This is a genomic window from Marinobacter sp. 1_MG-2023, assembly GCF_030549045.1.
Lineage (GTDB): Bacteria > Pseudomonadota > Gammaproteobacteria > Pseudomonadales > Oleiphilaceae > Marinobacter.
In genome coordinates, this window is sequence record NZ_JAUOST010000002.1 from 334,495 (window position 1) to 352,020 (window position 17,526).

The following is a 17,526-nucleotide window of genomic DNA, read 5'->3' on the forward strand; positions in this document are numbered from 1 at the left end:
AATGGAAGGTCACACCAAAGACCCCATCTGGAAGCAGGCGATTGCCGGTTCCCAGATGCTGCTGGTAGCTTTCGGCGCATTGGTGCTGATGCCGCTGATTACCGGGCTTGATCCCAATGTTGCCCTGTTTACTGCCGGCGTAGGCACGCTGATATTTCACATTGTGACCGGTGGTCAGATTCCGATTTTCCTGGCCTCATCTTTTGCGTTTATCGCGCCGGTTATCGCCTCCAAAGGCAAATTCGGCCTTGAAGAAACTCTGGGCGGTCTGATGGCAGCGGGTATTCTCTATGTCCTGCTCAGCGGTGCGATACGCCTGCGTGGTACCGGGTTCGTAACCCGCCTTCTGCCTCCAGTGGTTATCGGGCCCGTCATCATGGTGATCGGCCTTGGGCTGGCACCCGTGGCCGTCCACATGGCCTCTGGCCGCACCGGCGATGGTGCGGTACAACTGATTCCGCAGGAAACGGCACTGTGGATCGCAATGATCTCGTTGGCGGTGACCATCATTGCATCAGTCTGGTCCAAGGGTATCTTCCGCCTGATTCCGATCATGTTTGGTGTAATAGTTGGGTATATCCTGTCTGCATTCGCCGGCATTGTGGATACCACCCCCGTCCAGGAGGCAGCCTGGCTTGCGGTTCCCAACTTTGTAGCGCCAGCATTCAGCTGGGGCGCCATCCTGTTCATGATCCCGGTGGCTATTGCGCCAGCCATTGAGCACATTGGCGATATCCTGGCGATTGGTAACGTTACCCGCAAAAACTACCTGGAAAAACCGGGCCTGCACCGCACTCTGCTGGGCGACGGCCTGGCTACCAGCACTGCCGCTTTGCTGGGCGGGCCACCAAACACAACCTACTCAGAAGTAACTGGTGCGGTGATGCTGACTCGTAACTTCAACCCGAAGGTTATGTGGTGGGCGGCCTGTACAGCGATCGTTCTGGCCTTTGTAGGCAAGTTCGGCGCGGTCCTGCAGACAATCCCTGTTCCGGTTATGGGTGGCATCCTGTGCCTGCTGTTTGGCTCCATTGCCGTTGTAGGCATGAGCACTCTGATCCGCCATCAGGTTGACCTATCTCAGGCGCGGAACCTGGTTATCGTGGGTGTAACTCTGGTGTTCGGCATCGGCGGCATGGTTCTGGGCCACCTTGAAGGTATCGCCCTGTGTGCGGTAGCGGCCATCATCCTCAACCTGATACTTCCGGGCAGCCGCGAGGCATGGGGCAAGGCTATTTACGAGCACAAAGAAGACTGACTAAAACGTTAATGCTAGCCACTGGTGTCTTCGGGCACTGGTGGCAGTTCTCCTTCCCTCTGTGTGCCCTCGTCTTCTGTAGCCTGATAGTCTCGGTGCCGGCTGCCATGCGGAGCCTCCTCCCAAAAACCGCTACGAGCCCATCCATGGGGGCTTGACGGTGGCCGTCCATGGCCACCGACATTTTTGGGAGGAGGCTCCGCATAACAGCTACCTGAGCTTTTCGATATCGCAAAATAAAGCAAGTACATAGAGTGCTTACTTCTTAAAGCTAGCAAGTATTGCCAGCGATATCGTGAGGCTGAAAGAGTGGTGGTGGGTGGCCTTTTCAGGACTGTCGGTGGCCAAGGACGGCCACCGTCAAGCGCCCATGGATGGGCTCGTAGCGTGTCCTGAAAAGGCCACCCACCATCACTCCTCCCCCAAAACCAGAAAGCTAGGGACCAAACTAAATATCCCGACGCAGGTCAGAAGGAATCGGTAAATCAGGCATCCCCGGCTTGGGCCCACGCCCTTTGCGGAACTGCCGGAGCTGGAACACGTAGGCCAGCACCTGGGCAATGGCCATGTACAGCCCGTCGGGAATTTCATCGCCTATATCGCTGTTGTGGTAAACAGCGCGAGTAAGAGGCGGCGTGCGGAGGATCTCGACTTTATGCTCACGAGCAATTTCCATGATTTTGAAAGCCGTTTCATCATTGCCCTTGGCGACGACCACAGGGGCAGCCATAGAGTTGGAATCATACTTGAGCGCGACGGCGTAGTGAGTCGGGTTGGTGATAACAACATCAGCAGTGGGTACATCCTGCATCATGCGGCGCTGAGCCATTTCGCGCTGGAGTTGGCGGATCTTGCCTTTAACCTCCGGTTTGCCCTCCGTGTCTTTGTACTCGTCTTTGACTTCCTGCTTGGTCATTCGCAGTTTTTTCTGATGATCAAAAATCTGGAACGGCACGTCGATCACCGCGATGATGATGGTGGCGCAAGAGAGCAAAAAGAAGCTCCAGCCCAGTGTCCAGAGCACGTGTTCCATAGCAGGGACGGCAGGCTCTTCGGCGATGGCGAGCAGGTCTTCGGTGCGGAGGTTCAGTATGAGAATTGCCAACGCCATAACCAGGCTAACTTTGGCAATGGCTTTGACCAGCTCAATCAAGGAGCGCATGGAGAACATCCGCCCCAGCCCTTTAATGGGATCCATGCGGTTAAGTTTGGGCGCTATGGCTTTGCCGCTGAACAGTAGGCCCCCAATACCGATCGAGCCGGCGATAGCGGCAACAAGAAGCAGTGCAAGAATGGGTGAAAGAGCCCAGGCAGCTTCTTTCGCAGACGCCATCAGCTGAATACTCATATGCCGGGTGTCGAAGATCGCAGAACGTTCCAGCGTAAAGCTGTCGCGCATGATAGCTTCCAGAGAAGCACCCAGATGGGTTCCGAACACCAAGAGTCCACCGGCGCCAGTGATCAGTACGGCCATGGTGGCCAGCTCTTTTGATCGGGCGGTCTGGCCATCCTCCTTCGCTTTTTCAAGCCTTCGGGGGGTAGCCTCTTCGGTTTTTTCCTGACTGTTGTCGTTCTCTTCTGCCATGCTTCAGGGTTGTCCTTGAAGGCCCCTCATGAACTCAAAGGTCTGCCGTGTGTATTGTTCGAAGTGCGGCAGAAAATTGGCGTGCAGCACCCATATAGCAAACAATCCAAAAATCAGGCCAATCGGGAAGCCCAGTGCGAAGATGTTCATCTGGGGCGCAGCCCGAGTCATTACGCCAAAGGAAATGCTCACAATGAGCACGGCGGTCACGGCCGGCAATGCCAGCAACATGGCGGAGGCGAACATCCAGCTAATGCGATGCGCGAGCTCCCATACTCCGGCCTGGCCCAGGCCTTCCATTCCGATGGGCAAGGATCGGAAACTTTCAATGAACACTTCAAACGCGACCAGGTGGCCGTTCATCGCAAGAAACAGCAAAGTCACAGTGATGGTGTAGATCTGGGACAGCACAGGTACGTTAACACCGTTGGCCGGATCAACCATGGACGCAAAGCCGAGACCCATTTGCATCGCGATCATCTGACCAGCAACGACAAACAGCTGCCAAAGGGCTGTCAACGCAAAGCCCATCCCGACACCAATCAGGATCTGCTGCAAAGTAATGATTACCGCATCGGCACTCAGGGCTTCAACCTGCGGCACTTCCGGGATCATGGGGACAATCAGGATGGTCATTAGCAAGGCCAGCCCGAGGCGCACCCGGGCGGGCACAAGCTGGGTACCGAAAATTGGGATAACCATCAAAAAACTGGCCAGACGAAACAATGGCCAGAGGTGCTGCCCGACCCACTGGCCGAGCACGTCTGCACTGAGTTCGGCAGGGATCATAGGTCAGCCAATCAGGAAGGGAATGCTGGATATAAGCCGGTGTGCATGATCCAGTAGTTTGGTGAGCATCCATGGCCCCATCACGATAATAACAATGAGCGTGACCAGCAGCCGTGGCAGGAAACTGAGCGTTTGTTCGTTGATCTGAGTGGCAGCTTGAAACGTGCTTACCACCAAACCAATAACCAGCCCCGGCCCGATAATGACAGAAGCCAGGAGCACAATCATCCACAAGGCTTCCCGCAGAATATCGATAACGGTTTCCGGAGTCATGACTTGCTCCCCTTTCCCATAACCGGACTATATTCCATAACTGGCGGCCAGAGTGCCCATAATCAGGGCCCAACCATCCACCAGAACAAACAGCATTATCTTGAATGGTAGCGAGATAATGATGGGTGACAACATCATCATACCCATTGCCATCAGGACGCTGGCGACCACCATGTCAATTATCAGAAACGGAATGAACAGAATGAACCCTATCTGGAACGCAGTTTTGAGTTCGCTGGTCACGAACGCAGGCATAAGAATCCAGAAGGAAACATCCTGTGCGGTATCGTACTGAACGTCAGCGATACGCATGAACAACGCCAGGTCATCTTCCCGGGTCTGTTCCAGCATAAACTTCTTGAAGGGCTGGCTGGCGAGCTCAACCGCCTCCAGCGATGTAACTTCTTCCTGAAGATAAGGCTGTAACCCGACCTGATTGGCCTCCTCGAGGACCGGTTTCATAATAAAAATACTGAGAAACAGGGCCAGGCCGAGCAGTATCTGGTTTGAGGGAGTTGCCTGCAGGCCGAGCGCCTGGCGCAGAATCGCAAACACCACGATGATGCGGGTGAAGGATGTCATCATCATCAGCATAGCCGGCAAAAACGTCAGCGCGGTCATCAGCGCCAGAATCTGCAGAGTTACCGAGTATTCCTCAACACCCTCACCTTCACCTGGCTGTACGGTAAACGCCGGGATGCCTGGCAGGTCTGCAAGTGCCAGCGGCGCCCAGAACAGGCCGCCGAGCAGAACAGACAGCGGGATGAGTTGTCTAAGCGTTGCCACCATCATGGGCCTGTTCATTCCTTGTTCGGGGCTGTCCAGGATTTACCGATCATGCCTTGCAGACGGCGGGCAAAATCTCCGGAATTCGGGTTGCTCGCATCCACGATTGGCTCTTCAAATACCTGCAGCGTGCGGATAGCCGATGGAGTAATGCCCAAAAGAATCTGCTGCCCGCCCACCTCAATCAGAGCGATCCGTTCGCGAGCGCCGATCGCCATTACAGACACAACTTTGATCGCATTATTGTTCATACCCGTCATCCCGTTCATGCGACGGATAATCCAGGCACAACCGTATATCACGGCGATCACTGCAACCAGGCCGGCACCGAGGCTGAACAGAGTGCCAAGTGTGTCCGGTGCCCGCCCAGGGCTCCCCTCCACTGCCCTGGAAGTTTCTTCGGCAAGCACCGGCATGGCTGCAAGCAGCAAGAATAGACCCGCGGTTTTCATCACCATTCTATTTCTGCAGCCGTTTGATGCGTTCGCCGGGGCTGATGACATCGGTCAGACGAATACCGAACTTTTCATTAACCATAACAACTTCGCCATGGGCAATAAGCGTGCCGTTGACCAGAACATCCAATGGCTCACCGGCCAACCGGTCCAACTCGATAACCGACCCCTGGTTCAACTGCAGAAGGTTACGAATGGGGATCTGGGTATTCCCCACCTCCATGGAAATACTGACAGGAATGTCGAGAATGACGTCAAGGTCCGGTGGCGGCCCGCTAGCCTGAGTCGACGCTGAAACCTCATCAAACTCTTCCATCGGGGCTGTTCGCACATTGCTTTTAGCGCCAGCGCCGCTCTCCCCGGCCTCTTCCATAGCCTCGGCCCACTCGTCATCCCGGGACTCTTCTGCCCCTTCCTCACCAGTCTCTTCCATGGCAGCCTCCCATTCGGCTGCCAGCTTTTCGTCCTCGCTCAGCTCCTGACCGTCTTTTTTGTCGTCAGCCATTGCGTCCTACCTTCGGTTGTTTTTTTAACTTGGGCCGCGTCGCCCGCTCATGAATTCTAAGCGCCAGTTTTCCGTCCCGTGTTCCCATGGTTGCCTTGTACACGGGAATACCATTGGCAGTTACGGTCAGATACTCAGGCACCTCTACGGGAATAATATCGCCGGTTTTAAGCTTGGCGATCTCTCTCAAGGAAATCCTGCGGCGGCAAACGGTCGTGTTAACTGGAACATCTACCTCTCTGATATCCTCCTGCAACGCATTGACCCAACGCTCGTCCACATCATCTACGTCACTCTGTACACCAGAATCAAGAACATCCCGGATTGGCTCGATCATTGAGTAGGGCAAGGCAAAATGCAACTCACCACCGCCGCCATCCAGTTCAATGTGAAAGGTGCTGACAACCACCACTTCGCTGGGGCTGACAATGTTTGCCATCGCGGGGTTTACTTCGGAGCTCAGGTAGTCAAAATCGACGTTGACGACTGCTTGCCAAGCCTCCTGCATGTCCTTGAAAACCTGGTTAAGCACCATCTGAACAATTCGGTTTTCTGTGGGCGTAAACTCCCGACCCTCGATTTTGGCATGCCGCCCTTCACCCCCGAAAAAGTTGTCCACCAGCTTGAACACCAGCTTGGCGTCCAGAACAAACAGGGATGTGCCGCGCAAGGGGCGAACCTTGCACAGATTCAGACTGGTAGGCACATAGAGAGTGTGAATGTACTCGCCGAATTTCATGATCTGGACGCCACCGGTGGAGACATCCGCATTGCGGCGTAGAAGATTGAACAGACTGATGCGAGTGTAACGCGCAAAACGCTCGTTGATCATCTCCAGTGTCGGCATCCGGCCGCGGACGATGCGATCCTGGCTAGCCAGATCGTAGTTTTTTACACCGGTTTCGTCAGCTTCTTCATACGTATCAATGTCACCGTCATCCACGCCGTGGAGGAGCGCATCGATTTCGTCCTGTGACAGTAAATCCTGCATACTTTGTCCTGCCGCTGAAAAGCCTTGCCCAAATCAGGGGGCTGTTACACCCGTTGTCGTATTCTTTATTGAACTACAAAGTTCCTGAACAAAACCTGGTTGACGCCGGGCTCGCCCTCCTGCTCCAGCACCTCGTTCACCGTTGCAAGCATAGTTTCCGCCAGGCCTTGCCGACCCTCGGGCGTCTGCAGTTCGATAAAGCCGCTGCTACCAAGCACCATAACCAACTGGCTTCGAATCAAAGGTAAATGTAGCTTGGCTGCGGTAAGCGCTTGTGGATCAGTTGCACCCAAAGCCACATAGGCCTGCGCATAACGCTGACGGCCCTCACCTTGTACCGTTGTCACCAGGGCTTTCTCAATCTCCAGATAGACAGTTGGAGAGAAGGTTTCACCCGCCACCTCTTCCTCAGTTTCAGTGTCATCACCCATTCCAGGCAATCCGCCACCAAGAAACCACAGGGTGCCCGCAACCGACAGGGCAATGGCCAGTATCAACCCCACCGTAATGAGGATGATCAGTTTCAGTTTACCTTTCTTGGCCGGTGCAGCCTCAGGTGCGCTATTTTCTGCCATAGTGTTTTCGCCAGAAATCCGTCAGTGAAAATGCTTTTCCATGACTTTTAGAGATTGACTGCAAAGGGCGGGCCAGAAGGCCCACTCCTCCCGCTAAGAACCGCAGTTTAGCGTTGCATGAAGGGATGGGCAAAGCAGATTGGCGAGGAACGCTCAGCAGGGTGGTTCGGCCATTCAGGCAAAAATGTCAACCGCGCCATTCCAGCTCAGGTCAAGACTGCCGCTCTGATTATCCATGTCGCTTCCGCCTGCAGATGCGAACTCTGCGCCTGAACCCGACGATGCGCTTTCTCCGTCACCTGAACCCTGCTCTCCACGCTGGTTTTGTGAATTATCAGAGACGTCGAACTGAGCCAGTGAAAGACCTTGTTCGCCCAACATGTCTCGCAGGCGTTGCGAGTGCAATTCAAGTTGATCCCGCACCACCGGGTTAGCCGCATGAACGGTAATGTTAGCCTGCTCATTTTGAACACGAACCCGCACCTCCATAGGCCCCATGTCAGGCGGAGTGAGGTGAATCTCGGCTACCGACAGATTTTTGGCTGTCAGCCAGCTAAGCTTCCCCATCAGCTTGTCACCCCACTCTGCATGGTTTACAGGAACATCAACCGATGTAGCATAGCTCCTCAGAGGCACCTGGGCTTCGGCTGCAAGCTTGCCGGCGGAACTATGGGTGCTTTGTTGAGAAACCAGCTCCATGGCAGCTTCCAATCGAGTGCCGGTGAAGAGGCTGGAGGTATCAGCGACTCTGGCACTTTCTCCAGAACCCGGCATAAGCGCGTCGGTCAGTTGCAGTCCAGCCACTGCCCCACCATTACCGACATTCATTAGCTGACCTGTCTGGCCTGGCTTACCGCCCGTAAGCCCGGCAAAAAGCTCAGTGGCCGGGCTGCTCGTAGCAGTACCTCCGGCACTGCCAGCGACCCCAACCTGGCTGGCCGCAGGCAATAACAGAGCCTGCAATTCCGCAAAGGTCAGCGGAGTTGTAACGGCTTCCATTTCAGTGGCTGGCTCTGCATTCTTGCCAGCCCCAGGCTTATCAGCCGCTTTGTCCTTGCCTGCCAAAGCCGGCTTATCTGGCTTGCCCGCTTCAGCGGTTTTGCTCGCGGAATCAGCCCGAGTTGCTGATTGCGAGTTTTCTTGGCGCTCGGAGTTTCTGGCGTCGGCTTGCCGTTTGTCGAGACGTTTCTGCTCCGCACGGGAGACGGCTTCATACCGGCTTTCATCCGCGCCACTATCTCGAGCAGAATCAGGTTTCGGTGCGCCGGCATCTTTCTGAGCCCCGGGCGCTGGAGTCTGGGGAAGAACCATCTGTGTCATGGCAACCTCTTGCCGCTTTTGATCGGAAGTCGCACTGTTCAGTCCGTTTCAGAGCTGATTTTCAGGCTGTTTCCCAAATAGCTGCAAAAGCGATGCCAGCCACCGTCTCTGCCAGGCCCGCCATTACCAAGGCCCCAAGTTCCTATCCTGTTCCGCGCTCCATCAGAGCACCAAATGCCTCGGTAACCTGCTGAAATTCATATTCAATTGCTTCGAGAACGGGCGGTACTTCGGCCAGATTCTCATTCTGCCCAATTTTTTCCGCATTCCGACAAAGTTCTCCAAGGCGCGGCGCCCCGATATTAATGCAGCTGCCCTTGAAACTGTGGGCGGTTTTAGCGAACGCGTCTGAATCCCCAGCCATCGCAGCCCCCTTCAGGCTATCAATTCGCTCTTTCGAATCGACAAGGTAGGTCTGGATCAGCATCTCGAATTCATCTTCCATTACGTCTCGAAGCTCTGCCAAAGCTTCTTTATCAAGGTGTGGTTTATCAACCATGACCAACTCCCTTGTTCCTGTATAAATGCCGATTAAAAGTACCAGTCATAAATAATATCCACCCGGCTCCCCTGTTCATGAAACCTGATGGATTCAGCCAGCCGTTTCAGCAGAACCAATCCGCGCCCCGCATATCGGGGCCCACTCTGCGCCATCTCCGTGGCTTGCAGAACCGGGTGATTCTCGAAGTCAAACCCCTGGCCGCTATCTTCACACACAACCCTCAACCGACCGCCCCACTGCTTGGGCTCGTGATGAAAACTGAACCGGATGTAATGGCCACTCACCATGCTCAAACGTGCGGTACGCTCAGAATAATAGCGGCCAAATCCCTCCGGAGTGTATTTCCACTCTGAAGGTAGCTCAAGTACACCATGTTCCAGAGCGTTATTGTACAGTTCTGAGAGCAGGGTATAAATTTCTCCACTTTTTCTCCGAAGCCCGGGTACCTCCATACAGATGTGCAACAGAAGTGGCAGGGGGCTGAACTCCCCCAAGGTGCGCTCCCGGATTTCATAAACACACTTCCACTCAGTAGGCCCGGCGAGCGTAGAAGGCGCAGTTCCCTCGGGCAGCGCCGACAGTCCCTCCTGATCAACCATTTCCAGACAGCAAAGCGTGAGGTCGTCTCCGAATTTCTGGCGCCCGGTAAAACCTTGTATTGCGTTCATAAGAGCATCGAATGGGTGCTGCCCGGCAGCAGCACTCTCGACTGCACGCCGCACCCCCTGTTCTCCAAAAGGCTGACCCTCCTCGCTGCTGCATTCAAGCACACCATCCGTCATCAGTATCAGACGGTCTCCAGGCAGGGTCCTGATGATCTCCATATCAGCATTGAACTCATCAGCGTTAAGTATCCCTAGCGGCAAGTGGCGTGATGGCAAGCTAAACCCTTCCCCAGAGGCGCGCACCAGCCATCCGTCGGGCAGACCACCGTTCCAGACTTTCAGTTGGCTGAGTGTGAAGTCCGCCTCAAGCATCGTTCCGCAGCAGAACATATCCTTCGGCAGAATGCGTACGAGCTTTTGGTTGATCTCCTGCAGAATATCGGAGCCATCAAACCCCTTGCTTGCCATGCCATAAAATGTTTCTGCAACGGGCATGGCGCCAATAGCCGCTGGTAGGCCATGGCCTGTAAAATCACCAGTAAAAACAAGCATTCCACCAGCAGGGCGAGGCGAAGCGAAGAGCACGTCACCACTGAAAACCGAAAGAGGAGACGCGTGATAGCGGATGTTGGGTGCATCCAGACAGCCAGTGTGAGCAACGTTATCAAAGACTCGCCGCGCCACATACTGCTCCTCGAGCAGTTGCCGATTGCGTTCATGCATCAGGTCTCTCTGATCCGACAAGGCCTGATGCATCAGGCGCATCCGGTTAAACGCGTTGATTTTGGCTTTTATCATTACCCGGTTATAGGGTTTGCTGAGAAAGCCATCGCCACCTGCCTCAAGACACCGGGCCAGATCTTCCGCTTCCGATAGCGAGGAAATAAAAATCACCGGAACCATGCGCTCACCGGCAAGTCGTTTGATCTCCTGCGCTGCCTCCAAGCCATCCATTGCAGGCATCATCGCGTCCAAAAGAACGAGGTCCGGTGCGCCGGAGCGAAAAAGCGCAACAGCCTCCTCACCATTGGCTGCATCCAGCACCAAATGGCCGAGGCGTCGCAACAGTGTTTTCAATATCAGCCGATCGCTGTCGCTGTCATCTGCTATGAGGATTTTCAGCGGGCCACTTTCTACAGCAGGCTCATCCATGAAAGGTTCCGGCGGCCTGAGCAATCACCGAATGGTGAAAAGTTGCTCGAAATTGGAAATGGTCAGAATCTTGCGGACATCGTTATTGCAGTTCTCAATAGCAATACTGGCATTGTCACCCCCGGCATAGTCCCTCAGTAACAGAAGCATGCCGAGGGCTGAGCTGTCGAGATAGGTTGCATCGGACAAATCCACAACATAGTTGCGGACATCCGTTCCGCCATGCTCGTAAGCATCGCGAAAGGCTTGATGCGTACTGAAATCGAAGCGCCCTTCAATTCTGATAATCAGAGCCTGACCGTCGTGACTGCGGCGGGTATGGATAGGCATCCGCAAAACCTCCGGTGGTATTCACTTCAAGATTCAGCGGCTCGTTTTGAAGCCGCCCAAGTTCTTACAAGGATAGCTCAGCGCAGTCAGTTTGCATGGCATCACCATTGATTCCGCACAAATTCAGCGACGACGCCGCGAAAAAGCCCGGCCTGCGGCTTCATCGGACAGTTTCTGTTCTTGCGCGTCCTGTGCGACCTGCTCTTGCTTACGACAGGTTTCGATGTATTTCTCCATCCCTCGCCGACGCTCCCAGGCTTGCTGCCACTCCAGTCGGCGGGACTCGAACACGGCTTCAGCCTGATCCAGCTGCTTTTGTTGCTGCAGGATAACCTGGTCAAGCTGAGCTATAAATGCCTGCCAGGCTTGTAAACGACTGACCTGAACCACACCATGCTGGCTGCCACGAATCTGATCCCGGTATTCCTGCTGATAGCGGTTGAGGTTTTCGACCTGGCTGCTGTGCTGCTCCATGATTTCGCGGGCTTTACCCATCCGCTCGAGTGCCGCCTGCTCCTTGCGCTCTTCCACCGTGAGCACTACGGCCAGACGTTGCGAGCGCAACATTAACCGGCACCTCTACTGGTGTTGATGGCGGACGGGTCCGGAACGGCTGACTTGCGACGCTCCGGCGAACGGCGCTCGGGAACCACAGCCAATAACCCTTCGATGCTTTCGGCCAGCGAGGCCCGTTCGTTCAGGCCCTGCTGCAAAAACTGGCGCATATTCCCGATATGAGTAATAGCGAAGTCAGTTTCCGGATCGGAGCCCTTCACGTAGGCACCTACGCTGATCAGATCCCTGGCCTGCTGATAGCGGGAATAGACCTGCTTGAAACGCTGCGACCGGGAAAAGTGCTCAGCTTCGGTAACCTGTGGCATAACCCGGCTGATGGAAGCTTCCACGTCGATAGCTGGGTAATGTCCTTCTTCTGCAAGCCTGCGAGAAAGTACAATGTGACCATCGAGAATTGCCCTGGCAGCGTCCGCAATCGGGTCCTGCTGGTCATCACCTTCGGTGAGAACGGTATAAAATGCGGTGATGGAGCCACCTCCGGGCAAACCATTGCCGGTGCGCTCAACCAACTGCGGAAGTTTAGCAAATACGGAAGGTGGATAACCTTTGGTGGCCGGTGGCTCACCAACCGCCAGCGCAATCTCACGCTGGGCCTGTGCGTATCGGGTTAGCGAATCCATCAGCAACAGAACGCGCTTGCCCTTGTCCCGATAATACTCAGCAATACGGGTAGTCAGCATGGCCGCTCGCAGGCGCATAAGGGGGGAGTCATCCGCTGGCGCGGCAACCACAACCGACCTGGAGAGGCCTTCTTCGCCCAGAATGTCCTCTATAAATTCCTTGACCTCCCGGCCCCGCTCACCTATCAACCCTACCACGATGACATCGGCATCCGTGAACCGGGTCATCATGCCAAGCAGCATACTTTTACCAACGCCACTGCCAGCAAAAAGGCCCAGACGCTGCCCCTGACCAACGGTCAGTAAGGCATTGATAGCCCGGATACCCACATCCATGGACTGCCTTACCGGAGCACGGTTGAGGGGGTTGATAATCTCTCCCGTAAGCGGAACTCTGGATTCGGCCTGAAGCGGGCCTTTGCCATCAAGAGGTTCGCCACTGCCATCGACCACCCGGCCCAGCATAAGAGGGCCAACAGGAACACGGCTTGCGGCAGATAAGGGAACCACCCTGGCGCCCGGTTTGAGGCCTTCGATAGCGGTCAGGGGCATTAGGTAGACCTTGTCATCCTCAAAACCTACAACCTCGGCTTCAACCGTTCCGGCACCCTGGCCTTTAATCACACAGCGGTCGCCCACCACCATGGGGCATCCAACGCACTCCAGCGTCAGCCCTACCATTCTGGTCAGGCGCCCGGATAGTTCTGGCTCAGGATCAGTTTGCAGATAAGCTTTGTATCGATCCAGACGGTCAGCCAGGGAGGATGTCATCACGCTCACCTTCGGTGGGATCATCTTCGTCAGAATCTTTGCCAGTGCTTTCGACAGCGTCGTCCTTTGGGGAGTGACCCGGCGTACTCAACACATCCCTCTGGAAGTCCGTCAGATCATCCATTATGGCATTCAGCTCTTCAGCCTCACCCACTTCACCGTCATCCGTCTGCCGTTCCAACATACTCTGGACAGCGCGCTGAAAGCGTTTTTCAACGGTAAAGTCGACCAGGCTGTTACGGGTTTCAACCCGGCATCCGCCAGGTAACACTTTACTATCCTCCACAACTGAAGCTGTTGCCTCCAAACGCTCGGCCACATCGCGAACCGCACTGAAGTCGTCCGGATGAACATGAATCCGGACGTTATCCGCCGTTGAAGGCAGAGCTTCTACGGCCTCGCGTACCACCTGACGTATCTGTGAGGAATCGATAGTCAGCTCGCGGTAAACAACGGCGCGAGCAAGGACCATGGTGAGATTGAGTAGCGAGGTTTCAAGTTCATCCTGATGTTTTCGGATGGGCAACAACAGCTCTTCCAGTATGGGTTCGAGGCGATCCAGGCTTGCACTTACTTCCGCACGGGTTTCGTCATAGCCTTCAGCCTGCCCCCGTTCCCTTCCCTCGGCAAGGCCGGTTTCCAGCCCTTCCTTGTGGCCCAGTTCGTAACCTTCAGCCCGCCCCTCCTGCAGCCCCTGATCCCGGCCTTCGTTAAAGCCATCTTCCCGTGCCGCCTGACGAATTTCCGCAAGATCAGCTGCCGTCAGAGGTTTGACATCCCGCTCCTCTTCACGCGCAACCTCATTGCCACTGGCATCCAGTAACGGAAGTTCCCAGCGCTCATAGGCAGTCAACTGCTCCTTGGGAATGCGGCTGGTGTCTCTGGAGGAATCGTTGGAGGAGTCTTTCATCACATCATTTCTTCACCGGCACCGCCAAGCGTAATTTCTCCCGCTTCAGCCATGCGACGGGCAATGGTAATTATGTCTTTCTGGGCAGCTTCCACATCGCTGACCTTCACCGGGCCCTTCGCCTCAAGGTCATCCTGCAGCAACTCGGCAGCGCGCTTGGACATGTTCTTGAAAATCTTTTCCTGAACCGCATCATCGGCACCCTTCAGAGCGACTACAAGCACTTCAGACGACACTTCACGCAGCAATGCCTGAATACCTCTGTCATCAATGTCCTTGAGGTTATCAAATACGAACATGAGGTCTTCGATGGTGGTGGCCAGATCGGGATCCATATCCTTGATCGAATCCAACAGAGTGCCCTCGATGCTGCGGTCCATAAAGTTCATTATATCCGCAGCACGCCGTACACCGCCTATCCGGCTGGTCTGGGCCGAGGCTCCTCCGGAGAACTGCTTCTCCAAAATGTCGTTCAGTTCCTGCAAAGCCTGGGGCTGAATGCTTTCAAGCGAAGCAACCCGCATCATGACATCGAGACGCACCTTCTCATCCAGCGTTGCGAGAATTTCAGCCGCCTGATCAGGATCAAGGTATGAGATAACAATGGCCTGAATCTGTGGGTGTTCATAGCGGATTATGTCACCAACCGCTCTTGGCTCCATCCATTTGAGCGTATCCAACCCGGTGGTATTGCCGCCGATGAGAATGCGGTCAATGAGGCTGGCGGCTTTGTCGTCACCCAGAGCCTGAGTGAGCATGGCGCGGATGTAGTCGTCATTGCCAACGCCCAGTCCGGTCTGGCCACCCACAGCGTCCACGAACTGATTCAATACGTAGGTCACTTCATCTTTGCTAACGTCTTTCATCTGGGCCATGGCAACGCCTACCCGTTGGACCTCTTTCGGGCCCATATGCTTGAGCACTTCGGCGGCATCCGCTTCGCCCAGAGACATCAGCAAGATCGCAGCCTGCTCTACCCGCGGAATCTTCCGCGCAGGTTTTTGGGGCGTATCACCGCCCGACTGCCTGGATTGATCAGTCATCAACATTCACCCACTGGCGCATTACTTGAGATACCCTCGCCGGGTCTTCGGCAATCAAGCCTTTAAGAGCATTCAGCTGCCTATCATAACTATCTGTAGCGCCGGGCAAAAGCAAGTCATCCTGAGAAGACATCGCCTGGCGCAAAGCATCATTGCCGCCAACGTCGTCGTACCCGTCATAGCCTGCGGAGCCAGCTTCATCGTCGCGCTCACGACGCCCACCACCGGAAAGGCTCTTCAGCGTCGGACGCAGCAAGCCAAGCACGAGTACCAGGATAACCAATCCGGCCAGTACCTGCTTCATCAGGTCCCAGAACCAGGGCTGTTCCCAGAACCCCGGGGTTTCAAACTCAAATGCTTCTTCCGGAGCAAACGCTGTGTTCATTACGGTCACGCTGTCACCGCGTGCGGCGGAATAGCCGACGGCATCGCGTACGAGCATACTCAGGCGTTGCAACTCCTGCTCGGGCCAAGGCTCATAAGTTACCGCGCCGGTTTCCGGGTTAACCACTTTCATATCATCGACTGCGAGCGCGACGGTCACACGCCTTATGCGTCCCAACTCCTGCCGGGTGTAGCTGACCGTTCGATCCATCTCATAGTTTCGGGTAGATTCCGTGCGCACATTAACCGGTGGGGCCGCCGGCGCGCCTTCATCAGCATCGCCCGCTTGTGCGTTCGCCTGTTCAGGCACTGTTGCATCTGCAGGAGGCTGATTGGACAAGGCCCCGGGTATACCGCCATTGAACCCGGCAACGCGCTGCTCTGTTAGATCACGTTCACTGCGAACGGCCTGTTGTTCGGGATTAAACAGCTCTTCGGCCTGCTCCACAGACGAGAAGTCCAGGTCCGCAGACACTTCTGCCCGGTACCGACCTTCGCCCACAATGGGAGCAATCAACGAGGAAACGCGGCGGGTCAGCCCCTCTTCCAGACGCGAGGTATAATCGTACTGATCCTGCATGCGCTCGCCATCACCCCGGTTTTCTTTCCCGGTAAGCAGGTTCCCGTTCTGATCAACTACCGTTACGTGATCCTTATTCATCATCGGAATGCTGCCGGCAACCAGATTCACAATCGCTGCAATTTGCTCCTGCTCGGGGCGACGACCGGCAAAGACTTCGAGAAAAACCGAGGCTGTAGGATCTCTGGCATCCCGCACGAACACGGAGCGCTCTGGAATCGCCAGGTGAACCCTGGCACCACGAACGCCACGCATGCTGCTGATGGTTCGCGCCAGTTCGCCCTCGAGACCACGGCGATAGCTTACGGTTTCCATGAACTGCGATGTACCTAAACCGCGATCTTTGTCGAGAAGCTCGTAGCCCATGGTTTTCTGGTCTGTTACGCCTTCAGCAGCCAACTTGAGCCGCGCATTGTAGACCTGATCGGAAGGCACTAATAAGGCGCCTGAACGCGTATCCATTTTGTAATCGATGCCGTTGCTATCGAGGATAGTGGTGACATCCTGAGGGTTGTAAGCCGACAAGTCGCCCACGACTGGCTGGTAATTCGGCTCCTGAGCCCAGAGCACAACCGCAACACCCAACGCAACGCTGGCAGCGAGGCCGACCATCAGGCCAACCTGGCGCAGAAGGTTCAATCGGTTAAACCCCAGAAACAAATCGCTGTTGCTGTCGGAGCCAGCACCATCTTGAGCGGTTGGCATGTTTGAGGTAGTTTCGGCGGGAACGCTGGCCATGTCTGTGCTCCGTTATCAGATAGGCATATTCATGATGTCTTCGTAAGCCCTGACCACGCGGTTACGCACCTGGGTCAAGGCTTCAAAAGACACAGAAGACTTCTGGGCAGCAATCATCACCCGAGTGATGTCCACATTGGGGTCGCCCATATCGTATGCCGTGCGCAGCTCGCTGGCATTTTGCTGAACTTCATTGACACTATTAACAGCCTTACCGAGCATATCGCCAAAATTCGATGTCTCCCGGGCCTGGTCAACCTGACGCGGTCCATCAATGCGGCCACGCACCGACTGGTCCTGCTCAACACGCTGGTTCTGCATCATTTGTGAACGCAGTGAACGGATATCGGACAGTACACTGTTGATGTCGGCACGCTGAACCATAAATTTCTCCTGACACCACCCCGTTAGAGGCAGGATTGCTGGACTGACTGTAATAGTTAAAACTAAGCAATGGTCAGGCCAAAATTATTTTTTTAATGTTTAACAGATAGTTAAAGGAGACTCCAAACCAAAACCAATCTCTACCGACAAGGTTTTGACAGAAGCAAATGGGCGATTTTACGATGACTCAGAACTGGAATATCCAAGCATCAAGGTTACCCACAATACCTGTGGATAAAGTTGTTAGCACGATGAGGATAGGTGCCCTACAACCCCAAAGAACGAGGATTTCCGGAGACTGGCGCAAAACTGATCAGAGTGCGCGCCGCACTGGAGCACATAAAAAAAGGCACCCATGAAGGGTGCCGCAATGAAGGGGTACTACGATAAAGAG

At 55.0% G+C, this 17,526-nt stretch carries 19 protein-coding genes; 1 reads left to right on the forward strand and 18 read right to left on the reverse strand.

Translation table 11 applies throughout. From position 1 onward, the window contains the following. Window position 1 precedes the first annotated feature (1 nt). Complete coding sequence (locus tag Q4606_RS07685) at window positions 2-1,258, forward strand: uracil-xanthine permease family protein (protein WP_303607167.1); 1,257 nt, start codon at window positions 2-4, stop codon at window positions 1,256-1,258. A gap of 448 nt (window positions 1,259-1,706) precedes the next feature. On the opposite strand, the gene flhB is transcribed toward Q4606_RS07685, so the two are convergent. The 18 genes from flhB to fliE all read right to left on the reverse strand — a co-directional run bounded on the left by flhB (window position 1,707) and on the right by fliE (window position 17,132). Beyond that, window positions 1,707-2,843 carry a flagellar biosynthesis protein FlhB gene (flhB, locus tag Q4606_RS07690; RefSeq protein WP_303593559.1) on the reverse strand — a complete coding sequence of 379 codons (1,137 nt, stop codon included), beginning with the start codon at window positions 2,841-2,843 and terminating at the stop codon, window positions 1,707-1,709. 3 nt (window positions 2,844-2,846) lie between these two features. Next, on the reverse strand, window positions 2,847-3,632 hold the full coding sequence (fliR, locus tag Q4606_RS07695) for a flagellar biosynthetic protein FliR (RefSeq protein WP_303607168.1): 786 nt from the start codon (window positions 3,630-3,632) through the stop codon (window positions 2,847-2,849). A 3-nt stretch (window positions 3,633-3,635) separates the two neighbouring features. Then, on the reverse strand, window positions 3,636-3,905 hold the full coding sequence (gene fliQ, locus Q4606_RS07700) for a flagellar biosynthesis protein FliQ (RefSeq protein WP_303593561.1): 270 nt from the start codon (window positions 3,903-3,905) through the stop codon (window positions 3,636-3,638). 27 nt (window positions 3,906-3,932) lie between these two features. Next, complete coding sequence (gene fliP, locus Q4606_RS07705; RefSeq protein ID WP_303594343.1) at window positions 3,933-4,697, reverse strand: flagellar type III secretion system pore protein FliP; 765 nt, start codon at window positions 4,695-4,697, stop codon at window positions 3,933-3,935. Between the two features lie 8 nt (window positions 4,698-4,705). Further along, window positions 4,706-5,107 carry a flagellar biosynthetic protein FliO gene (fliO, locus tag Q4606_RS07710; RefSeq protein ID WP_303594345.1) on the reverse strand — a complete coding sequence of 134 codons (402 nt, stop codon included), beginning with the start codon at window positions 5,105-5,107 and terminating at the stop codon, window positions 4,706-4,708. 43 nt (window positions 5,108-5,150) lie between these two features. Next, the gene (gene fliN / locus Q4606_RS07715) at window positions 5,151-5,651 is read right to left on the reverse strand and encodes a flagellar motor switch protein FliN (protein ID WP_303593563.1); all 501 of its coding nucleotides are present in this window, start codon (window positions 5,649-5,651) and stop codon (window positions 5,151-5,153) included. Continuing rightward, window positions 5,644-6,642: a flagellar motor switch protein FliM gene (gene fliM, locus Q4606_RS07720; protein ID WP_303593565.1), complete on the reverse strand. Its 999-nt coding sequence runs from the start codon at window positions 6,640-6,642 to the stop codon at window positions 5,644-5,646. Before fliM ends, fliN begins: the two co-directional genes overlap by 8 nt. Before the next feature lie 65 nt (window positions 6,643-6,707). Beyond that, window positions 6,708-7,217 carry a flagellar basal body-associated FliL family protein gene (locus tag Q4606_RS07725; RefSeq protein ID WP_303607169.1) on the reverse strand — a complete coding sequence of 170 codons (510 nt, stop codon included), beginning with the start codon at window positions 7,215-7,217 and terminating at the stop codon, window positions 6,708-6,710. Between the two features lie 174 nt (window positions 7,218-7,391). Further along, the gene (locus Q4606_RS07730) at window positions 7,392-8,537 is read right to left on the reverse strand and encodes a flagellar hook-length control protein FliK (protein WP_303593569.1); all 1,146 of its coding nucleotides are present in this window, start codon (window positions 8,535-8,537) and stop codon (window positions 7,392-7,394) included. Window positions 8,538-8,679: 142 nt separating this feature from the next. Further along, the gene (locus Q4606_RS07735) at window positions 8,680-9,036 is read right to left on the reverse strand and encodes an Hpt domain-containing protein (protein WP_303593570.1); all 357 of its coding nucleotides are present in this window, start codon (window positions 9,034-9,036) and stop codon (window positions 8,680-8,682) included. Between the two features lie 32 nt (window positions 9,037-9,068). Next, window positions 9,069-10,796 carry a SpoIIE family protein phosphatase gene (locus Q4606_RS07740; protein WP_303607170.1) on the reverse strand — a complete coding sequence of 576 codons (1,728 nt, stop codon included), beginning with the start codon at window positions 10,794-10,796 and terminating at the stop codon, window positions 9,069-9,071. A gap of 24 nt (window positions 10,797-10,820) precedes the next feature. Continuing rightward, window positions 10,821-11,126 (reverse strand): STAS domain-containing protein, encoded by a 306-nt coding sequence (locus Q4606_RS07745; RefSeq protein WP_303593572.1) that lies wholly within the window; start codon window positions 11,124-11,126, stop codon window positions 10,821-10,823. 123 nt (window positions 11,127-11,249) lie between these two features. Further along, window positions 11,250-11,693 carry a flagellar export protein FliJ gene (gene fliJ, locus Q4606_RS07750; RefSeq protein ID WP_303607171.1) on the reverse strand — a complete coding sequence of 148 codons (444 nt, stop codon included), beginning with the start codon at window positions 11,691-11,693 and terminating at the stop codon, window positions 11,250-11,252. After that, a complete protein-coding gene (gene fliI, locus Q4606_RS07755) occupies window positions 11,693-13,093 on the reverse strand; it encodes a flagellar protein export ATPase FliI (protein WP_303593574.1) in 1,401 nt (466 codons plus the stop codon). The genes fliJ and fliI overlap by 1 nt, the downstream gene beginning before the upstream one ends. Further along, a complete protein-coding gene (locus tag Q4606_RS07760; protein ID WP_303607172.1) occupies window positions 13,074-14,003 on the reverse strand; it encodes a flagellar assembly protein FliH in 930 nt (309 codons plus the stop codon). The genes fliI and Q4606_RS07760 overlap by 20 nt, the downstream gene beginning before the upstream one ends. Continuing rightward, entirely contained in the window at window positions 14,003-15,046 is a 1,044-nt protein-coding gene (gene fliG, locus Q4606_RS07765; protein WP_303593578.1) for a flagellar motor switch protein FliG, read from the reverse strand. Before fliG ends, Q4606_RS07760 begins: the two co-directional genes overlap by 1 nt. Beyond that, entirely contained in the window at window positions 15,039-16,748 is a 1,710-nt protein-coding gene (fliF, locus tag Q4606_RS07770; protein WP_303593579.1) for a flagellar basal-body MS-ring/collar protein FliF, read from the reverse strand. Before fliF ends, fliG begins: the two co-directional genes overlap by 8 nt. Window positions 16,749-16,763: 15 nt before the next feature. Continuing rightward, window positions 16,764-17,132, reverse strand: coding sequence for a flagellar hook-basal body complex protein FliE (gene fliE / locus Q4606_RS07775; RefSeq protein ID WP_303593580.1), 369 nt, complete (start codon window positions 17,130-17,132; stop codon window positions 16,764-16,766). Window positions 17,133-17,526 lie beyond the last annotated feature (394 nt).

Bases quoted from the DNA above. Each gene is read 5' to 3' on its own strand.
- fliO (WP_303594345.1), bottom strand. From the start codon at position 5,107: ATGCCGGTGCTTGCCGAAGAAACTTCCAGGGCAGTGGAGGGGAGCCCT.
- fliJ (WP_303607171.1), bottom strand. From the start codon at position 11,693: ATGTTGCGCTCGCAACGTCTGGCCGTAGTGCTCACGGTGGAAGAGCGC.
- fliN (WP_303593563.1), bottom strand. From the start codon at position 5,651: ATGGCTGACGACAAAAAAGACGGTCAGGAGCTGAGCGAGGACGAAAAG.
- Q4606_RS07735 (WP_303593570.1), bottom strand. From the start codon at position 9,036: ATGGTTGATAAACCACACCTTGATAAAGAAGCTTTGGCAGAGCTTCGA.
- Q4606_RS07760 (WP_303607172.1), bottom strand. From the start codon at position 14,003: ATGAAAGACTCCTCCAACGATTCCTCCAGAGACACCAGCCGCATTCCC.
- Q4606_RS07730 (WP_303593569.1), bottom strand. From the start codon at position 8,537: ATGACACAGATGGTTCTTCCCCAGACTCCAGCGCCCGGGGCTCAGAAA.
- Q4606_RS07740 (WP_303607170.1), bottom strand. From the start codon at position 10,796: ATGGATGAGCCTGCTGTAGAAAGTGGCCCGCTGAAAATCCTCATAGCA.
- Q4606_RS07745 (WP_303593572.1), bottom strand. From the start codon at position 11,126: ATGCCTATCCATACCCGCCGCAGTCACGACGGTCAGGCTCTGATTATC.
- fliI (WP_303593574.1), bottom strand. From the start codon at position 13,093: ATGACATCCTCCCTGGCTGACCGTCTGGATCGATACAAAGCTTATCTG.
- Q4606_RS07725 (WP_303607169.1), bottom strand. From the start codon at position 7,217: ATGGCAGAAAATAGCGCACCTGAGGCTGCACCGGCCAAGAAAGGTAAA.
- fliQ (WP_303593561.1), bottom strand. From the start codon at position 3,905: ATGACTCCGGAAACCGTTATCGATATTCTGCGGGAAGCCTTGTGGATG.
- fliP (WP_303594343.1), bottom strand. From the start codon at position 4,697: ATGATGGTGGCAACGCTTAGACAACTCATCCCGCTGTCTGTTCTGCTC.
- Q4606_RS07685 (WP_303607167.1), top strand. From the start codon at position 2: ATGGAAGGTCACACCAAAGACCCCATCTGGAAGCAGGCGATTGCCGGT.
- fliF (WP_303593579.1), bottom strand. From the start codon at position 16,748: ATGGCCAGCGTTCCCGCCGAAACTACCTCAAACATGCCAACCGCTCAA.
- fliR (WP_303607168.1), bottom strand. From the start codon at position 3,632: ATGATCCCTGCCGAACTCAGTGCAGACGTGCTCGGCCAGTGGGTCGGG.
- flhB (WP_303593559.1), bottom strand. From the start codon at position 2,843: ATGGCAGAAGAGAACGACAACAGTCAGGAAAAAACCGAAGAGGCTACC.
- fliE (WP_303593580.1), bottom strand. From the start codon at position 17,132: ATGGTTCAGCGTGCCGACATCAACAGTGTACTGTCCGATATCCGTTCA.
- fliM (WP_303593565.1), bottom strand. From the start codon at position 6,642: ATGCAGGATTTACTGTCACAGGACGAAATCGATGCGCTCCTCCACGGC.
- fliG (WP_303593578.1), bottom strand. From the start codon at position 15,046: ATGACTGATCAATCCAGGCAGTCGGGCGGTGATACGCCCCAAAAACCT.